Raw genomic sequence first — 1,131 nt, 5'->3', positions numbered from 1 at the left:
TAGTTTAACCTTCGGGGGGACGCTCACCACTTTGTGGTTCATGACTGGGGTGAAGTCGTAACAAGGTAGCGCTAGGGGAACCTGGCGCTGGATCACCTCCTTATACGATGATTACTCACGATGAGTGTCCACACAGATTGATGGTTTATAAAAATTAAAGAGGGGCTATAGCTCAGCTGGGAGAGCGCTTCGCTGGCAGCGAAGAGGTCATCGGTTCGATCCCGATTAGCTCCACCAACAATTTCTATTAAGAAATTCTTCGTGTCCCGTTCGTCTAGAGGCCTAGGACACCGCCCTTTCACGGCGGTAACAGGGGTTCGACTCCCCTACGGGATACCATCTTTAAGTGCATTTCTTTAAGTAGAAAGTTTTAAGTGTTCTTAAAAATGGTTCTTAAATGAATCTAGCTCTTTAACAATTTGGAAAGCTGACGAATAACAACAATCCCCATCTCTTTGAGATGCGTTGTTATTCAWTTAAAAGTTCTCAAATCCTAATGACTTGTTCATTAGGTACCAACACACATTCAAGTGTTCTTGGAAATTTGAGTCCGGCAAAATCGAGTCTGCATCATGTTTAAATAATTGCAGACAACTTTGGTTGTTTAAACAGAAGACCCTTTGGGGTTGTATGGTTAAGTGACTAAGCGTACACGGTGGATGCCTTGGCAGTCAGAGGCGATGAAGGACGTATTAACTTGCGATAAGCCCAGATTAGACAGTAAAAGTCATTTGAGTCTGGGATTTCCGAATGGGGAAACCCAACTGCATAAGCAGTTATCATTATCTGAATACATAGGGTAATGAGGCGAACCGGGGGAACTGAAACATCTAAGTACCCCGAGGAAAAGAAATCAACCGAGATTCCGAAAGTAGCGGCGAGCGAAATTGGATTAGCCCTTAAGCCTATAATGCGTCAGGTGAAAGTTCTGGAAAGGTCTGCGATACAGGGTGATAGCCCCGTAACCGACAGCGCATTTTAGGTGAAATCGAGTAGGGCGGGACACGTGATATCCTGTCTGAATATGGGGGGACCATCCTCCAAGGCTAAATACTACTGACTGACCGATAGTGAACCAGTACCGTGAGGGAAAGGCGAAAAGAACCCCTGTGAGGGGAGTGAAATAGAACC

The 1,131-nt window shown here is 45.3% G+C and carries 2 tRNA genes and 2 rRNA genes; all 4 read left to right on the top strand.

Annotated features, from left to right (window positions below):
- Positions 1-103 (top strand): 16S ribosomal RNA (locus L1D15_RS21950); the annotation flags it as partial.
- A 58-nt stretch (positions 104-161) separates the two neighbouring features.
- Positions 162-237 (top strand) — tRNA-Ala (locus tag L1D15_RS21945).
- 26 nt (positions 238-263) lie between these two features.
- Positions 264-339, top strand: a tRNA-Glu gene (locus tag L1D15_RS21940).
- A 293-nt stretch (positions 340-632) separates the two neighbouring features.
- Positions 633-1,131: ribosomal RNA gene (locus tag L1D15_RS21935) — 23S ribosomal RNA — on the top strand; the annotation flags it as partial.

The organism is Vibrio sp. Isolate25, from assembly GCF_022398025.1.
Lineage (GTDB): Bacteria > Pseudomonadota > Gammaproteobacteria > Enterobacterales > Vibrionaceae > Vibrio > Vibrio coralliilyticus_A.
This window is presented reverse-complemented; position numbering and strand designations above follow the sequence as displayed.